5 protein-coding genes are annotated in these 9,383 nt (G+C 47.1%); 2 read left to right on the top strand and 3 right to left on the bottom strand.

Going from position 1 to position 9,383, the window contains the following annotated elements; all coding sequences use genetic code 11:
• Nucleotides 1–966, bottom strand: a 966-nt coding sequence (locus tag QT979_RS09275; protein ID WP_333309372.1) for a protein kinase domain-containing protein, incomplete at its 3' end; no start/stop codon positions are given.
• Between the two features lie 359 nt (nt 967–1,325).
• Nucleotides 1,326–6,185: a CHAT domain-containing protein gene (locus QT979_RS09270; protein ID WP_333210327.1), complete on the bottom strand. Its 4,860-nt coding sequence runs from the start codon at nt 6,183–6,185 to the stop codon at nt 1,326–1,328.
• A 399-nt stretch (nt 6,186–6,584) separates the two neighbouring features.
• Between QT979_RS09270 and QT979_RS09265 the strand changes: the two genes are divergently transcribed.
• Complete coding sequence (locus QT979_RS09265; RefSeq protein WP_333210325.1) at nt 6,585–6,779, top strand: hypothetical protein; 195 nt, start codon at nt 6,585–6,587, stop codon at nt 6,777–6,779.
• 110 nt (nt 6,780–6,889) lie between these two features.
• On the opposite strand, the gene QT979_RS09260 is transcribed toward QT979_RS09265, so the two are convergent.
• Nucleotides 6,890–7,180 (bottom strand): hypothetical protein, encoded by a 291-nt coding sequence (locus tag QT979_RS09260; RefSeq protein WP_333210323.1) that lies wholly within the window; start codon nt 7,178–7,180, stop codon nt 6,890–6,892.
• A 220-nt stretch (nt 7,181–7,400) separates the two neighbouring features.
• Between QT979_RS09260 and QT979_RS09255 the strand changes: the two genes are divergently transcribed.
• Nucleotides 7,401–8,975: a nucleoside transporter C-terminal domain-containing protein gene (locus QT979_RS09255; RefSeq protein ID WP_333210322.1), complete on the top strand. Its 1,575-nt coding sequence runs from the start codon at nt 7,401–7,403 to the stop codon at nt 8,973–8,975.
• Nucleotides 8,976–9,383 lie beyond the last annotated feature (408 nt).

Below are 9,383 nucleotides of genomic sequence, written 5' to 3'. Positions count from 1 at the left end.
TTCGGTGCTGCCTCTGCTGACTCGCTCAAAGGCTGCTAATAAGGTTTCAACTTCTGTTTCTCTGCCGTAGAGTTTTTGAGGGATTTGAAACTTATCTGTAATATCTTTTTGGGCGATCGCAAAATCTGCAATTCCTCCCATAGTTTTTAATTGTTCTAGGCATTCTTCTAAGTCAGCGATAATTCCCCAAGGGCTTTGATATCTGGCTTCAGCAGTTTTCGCTAATAGCTTCATCACAATATCAGAAACAGCTTTAGGAATTTCTCGATTGATTTGATGGGGCGGTACTGCTTGTTTGGCAATGTGACAGTGGATTAATTCCATTGCATCGCTGTAATCCCATGGCAATTGCCGCGTTAGCAGTTCGTAAAAAGTGACTCCTAATGAGTAAAAATCAGTGCGATAGTCGATCGATCGGTTCATTCTGCCTGTTTGTTCCGGCGATATATAGCTAAGAGTGCCTTCTAAAACATTAGGATTTTTCAGGCTAGGATTTTCGCGCTTTAAAACTGTAGAGATGCCAAAATCTATAATTTGAACTCGCCCTGTGCTTGAGTTAATAATAATATTGCTGGGATTGATATCTTTATGAATAATTTTATGTCTATGAATTTCACCTAAAGCCCTGGTTATTTTAATAGCTGTTAATAAAAACTCTTCTAAGGTAAGTTGATGAGAAGCCAACAAGAGCTTTAATGAGTCTCCACCACAATCCTCGAAAATGATAGCCAAACTGTTATGGTATCTTTCTAAACTGTAGGTTTTAGGCACACTTTCTAGGTGAAGATTGTGTGTAATTTCGTATTCCTGCTTGTATCTGACTAACGAAGCTGGCATCGGATAATCTTGTTTGAGAAATTTGATAATTACCAGTTGGTTGTCTTGCTTTCTCAGTCCCCGGTAAACTAAAGAATTATTACTTTCATGGATTTGGTTGGTAATGTCGTAGCCCGGTAAGTTAATCATTCTTACATCCTCTTGTCAGTATTAATACTCAATTATTTTTTTAGCAATTGTTAATTAATTAAGTATATGTATTATCTAATACATAATAATATCCGAAAATTTAATAAAAACTTAAGTTTAAAAAGAAAAGTTATTGTTTATTAACATTTCTTAAAAATAAGACGGCTAAACGTTCCGGTCAGGAGTGCGATCGCTCCCCAGTTTCCTGCAAAATGCGGCAAAACAGAGTGAAGTGCGATCGCCCTTGGTCTTCATAGCAGATGTGGGCGTTGCATAATTAGAGTATAAATAGGGCGAATCACCATGCAATGAAAGCGAGTGCAAACCGGCTCTTTTTCCTTCTTCATTCAACATCTTCATTACCAAGGATTACCAATCATTGTAAAGGCGGCCCAATAATAAGGATGCAAAAGCACGCGATCGCCCCGCGCAGCAATTTCAGGAGGCAAAATTAGACTTTCAGAAAGCCCATCGACTCGCAGCATCCCGTCTTGAATCCGCACGCGCCCCCGCAGCATCTCCAATTGCGCGCGCCGCAAAGCCTCCGCTTTAATCATCAAATTGCCACCGCGTCTGGGGGTTCGCAACTGCCGATAAAACTCAGTCATCAGCCCCAAAGTCCCCTCATCGCTGACTTCCCACAAACTCGCCAAAGCCGATTTAGCACCGCTAGCTACCGCCAAACCCGCAAACCCCAACTCCGCCTCTTCGTCGCCCAAAGCGGTACTGCACGCGCTTAAAACTAACAGATTCACCGGCGGTTCATTCCATCGCAACTGCCGCATTTGATCGATACGTAATTTAGTATCCCACAACTGAATGTAAGAATTTTTCGGTTCTCCGGGCTGGAATTCGCTGTGAGTTGCTAAGTGAATGATACCAAAAGGTCGATTTGCTCGCTGAGCTTGCAAATTTCCGAGAGTAAAATCTTGATTCAAAAATGATTTTCCCCGATCGGGCGGCGCGATCGACTCTAACTCCACCGGTACCGCTGGTAATGGCGCTTTATCTTCAAATACCGACGCCCCCATTGCCAAAACTTCATCATCCGCAATATTGTCGTAGCGAGTATCAGTTAAACTCAGACTCGGCATCACGCTAATGCTGTATTTCTCAACTAAAAAGCCTTTGCCGTCGTGAAGAGCCGCAAACGGCACGCTCCGCAAACCGGCTGCCGGAATTACAATTAAATTGTCAATTTTTAAAGCTGTCAATTCTGCAGCAACTGGCGCAATTAACCACCGATAAAGTTTTTGCGCGGTATCCAAATAACTAAGGCTGCTTCTTTTTCGGGGATTAGTTATTTCGCTTTGCAGGGCATCGGCTAGTTGCAACACCTGCCAGCGCGTTGTCGCCGGAATTAAAACGCGCTGGGGTTGAGCGTTAGCTGTTACTAACACTAATTCTAAATACTCCCCATTAGGAACATCGGAAACTTCTTTGCCATCCGGCGGCAACCTCTGGGCAAACTTATCTTCTAAAGGATGAGGAGGCTGGGATGCGAGGTTTTTTCTCACAGGTAATAGATTAGATAAATCCTGACTAGCCACCAGCACCGAACCATTTTCTTTAGCCGCGCGTGCATCCGCTCTGCTGACCCAATTCATATAAATAATCGCAGATTTTATCCCGGTAATTTGTTCATTTTTGCGAAGATTTTCGTAAATTACCGACATATTACTAATCGGTCTTCTTGCGGGCAAGTCCAGATATTTTTCGTACTCGCGAGTAAAGGTTTGCTCAAACTCTAAAACTCCCGAACCAGCCCCATCTAATCTGCGAGAAGGAGCGAAAATATCCGGGCTAATTTCGGGAGTTTTGTATGGACTTTGCGATCGCAATTCTACTTGCACAGATGCAGGAAGTGACAGCGCCGGATCTGGATTTACGGGGACTACTGGCACTACAGGCGGTGCGGGAATTGTTTCGGGAATTGGTTCGGGAATTGGTTCGGGAATTGGTTCGGGAATTGGTGCAGGAGTAGAGGGCGCGGCAGGTGTAATTAGAGAAATCTGATTTGGTAAATTTCCTTGGGTGTAAGTTTGTCCAAAAGAAAAAGTGGGCAAAATGGCGTTTCCCGCGCCAGCATTAATGCTTCCCAGGGTTCCATTGTCGATCGCGCCACCAACTACAAACGGTCGATCGATACCGCCTCCGTGCCCAATTGCGATCGCCCCCGCCCCCGCACCTCCGGCAGTAGAAATACTCGAAGAATTGCCCGATATATCGTTGAAAACATTGTTCGAGCGAAACAAACCGAGGGTTGTCACATCAACGCTGCCACCAGCGCCACCAGTGCCACCTTGAGCATTGATAAAGCCCAACTGAATGTTATCAGTCGCGTTCAGGGAAACGCCTCCGCCGTTGCCGTTTGAAGTGCCGCTGGAGTTGATATCTAGAGCCGAAATGCCCGCTTTCGAGGTGACATCGATATTTCCGCCGATCGCCCCCGAAGCGTTCAAAGCTCCGGCAGTTAAAGGCCCAGCATTGGTTTGGAGAGCGATCTCGCCTCCTGTTCCCGCCGATGACGAGTCGATCGCACCTGCAGCAACAGTATTCCCCTCAACCCGAATCCTCCCACCATTCGAGGTAATATTACCAGTCCGCACCTCCCCGCTTCCTTGCAGATTCACGCTGCCACCATCCGCCCTTAAATTACCCTCTAGGAAGACGTTTTCTGCCTTGATATCGGCTCCCAAAGCGGCCGTGGTGTCCCCCCCGAAGGTAACGGAATCGCGGGCGTTAACGCTCAAACTTCGTGCTGTAATTGTGGAAGCAGCCGTCACGCTAGCAGCATCGGCAGAGAGCTGGCCCAACCTCTGAGTTTGACCGACTCTGCCGTCAAAAGTAATGTTGCCACCAGCGCGCAGCGTCAAATTATTAGCCCGGCCCGGGATGCTGTCGAGGGTATTGGCAAAAGTGATATTGCCGGTAGTGGCGGCTAGGGCGGCGGTGCGATCGACTGTGACGTTACTATTGAAAGTCATGTCGCCAGATGTCGCAATATTGCCCGAAACCTCGGTACTGCTGGCGTTGACATTCAAACTCGCCAGCGGTGCAGCTTGACCAACTGTAGCGCCGAACAGCACTCGCTGAGCGTCTAGTCTCAGGGCGTGAGATCCGTCTAGGCTACCGGAGAACAGAATGTTGCCGGTAGCTTCCGTGCTCAAAGCTACGTCAGCATTGAGGGATGCGTTTCCTGTAAAAGTGAGATCGCCGCCGGATGTGGCAATGTTGGCGTTGAGATCAGTTTGGGGCGCGTCGAGAGTCAAGCTAGCGCTGCCACTTGTTCTCAGGGGATTGTTGATCGCGATCGAGCTGCCTTGAAGTGTCAGCGGGCTGTTGAAGGTAATGGGTGCGACGATCGCGATCGAGGAGCTGCTACCGTTTTCGCGCCCGATCGCGATCGAGCCGAAATCCCCCGCCAAAGTGCCGAGATCCCTTGCCGTCAAGTCCAAAATGCCCAAAATATCGCCGGTACCACCGATCCGAATTGCTCGGCTATCGTTGGGTTGCAAGCGAATTGTTCCCCCTGCACTGCTGATAGAATTGCTGCCGCCTCTGAAGTCAATGCCGTTACCAGTGATAGCGATATTGCCACCGTTGGCATTAAGTCCGCCCAGAGAGATGCTGCTGGCGAAAATGTTGATGTTGCCACCTTGAGTCTCGATTAAATCCTTGGGATCATTGACAACAAACACTCCGCCGGATCTAAATGTTACGGTGTCTCCCGTTCTTGCTTGCAGGGAAAGTTGGTTATCGGGTAAGTCTTGGAGGGTGATGTAGCCGGGGGTTTCTATAACCACGTTGCTGCCGGCCGCCATCTGTTCCAACTGTACTTCTGAGATCGATGTTTCATTGGGTTCAGGTGCCGATGCGAGTTCCCCGCCAGATGGCGCGCTGGTGTCGCCGTTACCGCTGACGATCGCAATATTTGCCGGATCGAGCCACAGGTTGCCGATCGCACCGTTAGTCGCGCGGGTATCGACCTCTCCTTGGAAAGTTAAAGCATTTTTGCCTGAAACTTCTACTGTTCCGCCGTTACCTGCGGCGATGCCGCCGCGAGCAGTAATATTGCCCAAGAAGCGAGTTGTATTGTCTGACCAAATTACCGCAGTGCCGCCATTGCCACGGTCGATCGCGTTTGCTGCGATCGTAGAATCAGGACTAACATAAGTTACCTGGGCATTTGGCACTGGTTCCATCCCCTGGAAACCGCCTCCGACGCGCACAGTACCTCCGCCGTCAGTGCCGGAAGCATTGATATTTGCGCCGAAGAGTCCGACTTTTTCCCCTAAAATATTGACTGTGCCGCCAGCATTCCCGGAACGGCCAAATACATTTACCGAACCGGAGACGATCGCACTTCCGGCAACTGCGGGTACTGTTTGGCCGCCAGTCAGTACCAATTGACCTTGTTCGTTAGTCGTTAAACCTGTGGCTGATGCTACGCCGGAGCCCGTCAGCAACTGAGGCAAAGAAACCGGGGCGATCGCCGAGTTTTCTGACTGCCAAGACGGAGTAATTTCTAAACTCAATAAATTGCCAACTTGACTAATACGGACTGCATTTTGTCCCGGAACAGCAGCCACAGTAACTTGACCATGGGGAGCGGATAATTGTCCTGTATTAACAACGGTGCCACCGAGTAAAGTTAAACTTTGCCCGCTGCCAACTGCCAAGTTTCCGGCATTGACAATTGCACCAACTTGTGAGTTTTTAAAATTAAATTGATTGGGATTTCCCAGTAAAGCTTTGTAATCATTAATTCCGGCAGAATTGAACCAGCGATCGCCGAACCCAATACCTGTAGCAGTTGTCGCGAAAAAAGACCCCGGCACGTTTAATCTAGCATTTTGACCGAAGACAATTCCCGCCGGATTCATTAAGAATAAATTTGAGTTACCGCCGCTTACAGAAATCAGACCGTTAATGAGGGAAACATTGTCGCCGGAAATCCGCCCTAAAATATTTTGAATATTTGGATTAGTTATAAAATTAGCTATTTGACCTTCGCTGAGATTAAATTGGCTGAAGCTGTGAAACAGATTTGCCCCGTTTCCTGACAGTTGTCCGCCACTAATGTCTGTGCGGTTTTGCTCGGACTTAACAACAGTATTCGTGCCGTCAGTAGCAGGGACTACGGGTTGCGATCGCACTGCTAGCGGTAGCAGCCCAAAACCTAATGTCAAAATTAGAGCAGAACGAAAATAGGTCATTGGAGGAAGCCATTAGTCATTAGTTATTAGTTCTTAGTCATTAGTCATTAGCCGGAAGGAAGAGGGAATTCCGAAAAGCCAATTCTCCATTACCAATTTTAATCTCTTCTCGTTTTGATTTTTTTTGAGCTGTAATGTTCCGCCCAAGTGCCAATAAACTTAAAAAAGTCGATCGAATACTGCCACCGCCGGGGGTCGATCGCACTCCAAAACCACCCGTTGCCAGAATGTCGGAAATTTAATGCAGATTTTATATTTATCTGTCGCAGGTATCTTGACAAAATGCTCTCAAAGCCTTATGATTGCAGCACTGACTGGGTGGGATGGCAAAAACCCGCAAAATAACTGGCTGCTCTAATGAAGTTAAAAACAAAATATTAATGCTTTTAGAGACCAACCATGCAAACTCCAGCTTTCCAATTTCTAACTGAACAAATAGTAGAGCGGATATTTTCTTCAGGCGAACTGACTCGCGATGACAGACAGCGAATTCAGTCAATGCTCTTAAATGAGTCGATCGGCGAAAATGAATTGAGCTTAATTGAAAGAGTCATGGAAGGCGTAGTCAATGGAATACTTGACGTGCTCAATTAGTTGAGAACGGGCGATAACTTATCTAAACGTAGGGTGCGCCAGGCCGCGCACCTTACCCTAATTTTAAATAAAAAAATCGCAAAGCGAAAAGCGAAAATTCTGTCACGGTTCTAAAAATCATCATCCGGGCTGTCATCCGGGCCGTCATTCGAGATTTCATCGCGACGCACAAGTTCAGAAGGAGGCCTATCGCTACTCCAAGCCCACCACACACCGCCACACTGGCATCTGTAAAATTCTTGCCACTTGCGGCGGTTGAACTCGGTGTATACTGGCGATCGGCGATTAATCCAGACCTCAGCGGCATCTGTACAGCTAGCGCCGCACTTGGGACAGCAAAACTCATTAGCGTGAACCGCCGTCGCAGTCCATTCAGGAGGATGTGGAGCAAAAGCTTCCATGTGTTAGAGTTTCTATTTAAACTGCTGGTAATTACGGCAAATCAAGGCTTGCTAAAGATCCGCAGAGTTCGGAATGACCTAAGCAATGACATAAGTACGCTGTTGAGTGCGTAATTTATCTGCCCGTTATTTTTTTTAGCATTTGCCGTCAGATGAATAGTATAACTGATGTGGTGCAAGCCGTCGATCGGCATTCTCAACTATTTCAAGGACTAGGCTCATGTCTATCTACAATCTTATCTCGTTTCTGGGCATTTTTGGCTTATGTGCGATCGCCTGGGTTTTTTCAGAAAATCGACAGTCGAAGTATATACCTTGGCGCGTCATCATCTGGGGCATTGGCCTGCAATTAGTCTTAGGATTTTTAGTATTCCTGTTCCCCCCAACTCGCATCGCCCTAGAGTGGTTTACTAGCTTACTGGATGGAGTATTCACCGCTGCTGACGCTGGAGCGAGGTTTGTATTCGGGAGCAATGTTGTACCCATACCTGGTAAAGAGCCGGCAGTTAATTTAGGATATATTTTTGCCTTTCGAGCTTTACCGACAGTCATCTTTTTTTCTGGCCTCATGGCCTTGCTATACAACATCGGCGTGATTCAAATTATCACCGAACTTTTTGCCAAAATCTTTTACATGACAATGCGGTTGAGCGGCGCGGAAGCCCTCAGCGGTGCGGCCAATATTTTCGTAGGAATTGAAGCGGCAATTGTCGTCAAGCCTTATTTGCCCAAAATGACTCGTTCCGAACTTTGTGCAATCCTCTCTTGCTGTTTTGGGACTGCGGCTTCTTCAACTTTAGCAATTTACGTCAGCTTTCTCAAGCCAGTTTTTCCCAATATTTTAGGACACTTAGTTTCCGCCTCAATTATCGCCATTCCCGCTTGTTTTGTCCTCTCCAAAATCTTAGTACCAGAAACAGGCGTGCCCCTAACAATGGGTGGCATTCCCAAGGAAGAACGGCAGCCTAAAGGCCGCGAGTTTGTGGGCGAAGAAATTTCGGACAGGGAGCGCGAAGAATTCAAACAAGAGACTGTTGGGGGAGAACCCATCGAACGAGTCAGCCCTTTAGATGCAGCGATAATTGGTGCATTGGACGGTGTAAAAATGGCAGTAGCAATTGCCGCTGTTTTGATTTTAATCTTAGGCTTAGTTTCCTTAATCAATCAATTCTTTGGTTGGCTGGCAATTTTGCCCGGCCCAATTGGTGACTTGTTCAAAGTTGTCACCTTAGCCAACATTATGGGAGTCTTATTTTATCCCCTGACACTATTAACAGGAGTCTTTCTTGAGGACTCTTGGCAAGCCTCAGTAATCATCGGTCGTAGGTTGTTAGAAACAGCGATTCCGCCCTATCAAAGTTTAGCAGAAGCGGGCGCAAAAGGCCTGGTGAGCGATCGTACAGTTTTAATTGTCAGTTACGCCCTATCCGGCTTTGCCCACTTAGCCTCCGTCGGCATATTTGTCGGCGGCACGATCGCCCTAATTCCATCCCGCCGCAAAGACATTTCCGAACTCGGTTGGAAAGCATTATTTGTCGGCACCTTAGCCACAATGATGATCGCTTGCATCGCTGGAACCTTCGACACTGGAGATGCCAGCATTTTAGGCGCTAAAACAGCCCCTGCTGCCCCGCTAACAGCCCCTGAATCTCTAAAATCACCGGCATCCCCAGCCGCAAATTCAAAGCCGTCAGTTGCCCCAGCTATTGTCAGTCCAAAACCTTCTGGTAATACCGAAAAAGCGACTCCCAGAGATCAAGAATCTCCCTCTCCTGCCTCCAAGAAAAACCCTTAATTATCTTCTATGGATTTGTAGGCGCGGGTTTTACGAACCATATTTAACTCCCGTAAAAAATCTACATAAACCCGCCCCCACACAACCCATAACCTACATCAACTTTGATTTCGATAAAATCAGTTATTGACGCACTCTGGCCCAAGAAACCGGGTTTTTACACCAAATCTGTGGCTGTAACGCATCTTATCAGCAAAAAAACCGGTTTCTGGCTACCCGTGCATAAGTCCTAAGATTGTCAATTATCTACAAATATTGTATGTATAGGAATCCTTGCAGGAGTCGTAAATTTTTGACCCCACCCCAACCCTCCCCTTACTAAGGGGAGGGAGTAAGAAATTCACAAATGATTTAGGATTGCTATAAAACTAGCGATTGGGTGGGGGCGGGTTTACGAAATTGTAGGTT

This window comes from Microcoleus sp. w2-18bC1, assembly GCF_036700365.1.
GTDB lineage: Bacteria > Cyanobacteriota > Cyanobacteriia > Cyanobacteriales > Microcoleaceae > Microcoleus.
This window is presented reverse-complemented; position numbering and strand designations above follow the sequence as displayed.

Coding starts and splice junctions, on each gene's coding strand:
- QT979_RS09270 (WP_333210327.1), bottom strand. CDS start 6,185: ATGACCTATTTTCGTTCTGCTCTAATTTTGACATTAGGTTTTGGGCTG.
- QT979_RS09265 (WP_333210325.1), top strand. CDS start 6,585: ATGCAAACTCCAGCTTTCCAATTTCTAACTGAACAAATAGTAGAGCGG.
- QT979_RS09260 (WP_333210323.1), bottom strand. CDS start 7,180: ATGGAAGCTTTTGCTCCACATCCTCCTGAATGGACTGCGACGGCGGTT.
- QT979_RS09255 (WP_333210322.1), top strand. CDS start 7,401: ATGTCTATCTACAATCTTATCTCGTTTCTGGGCATTTTTGGCTTATGT.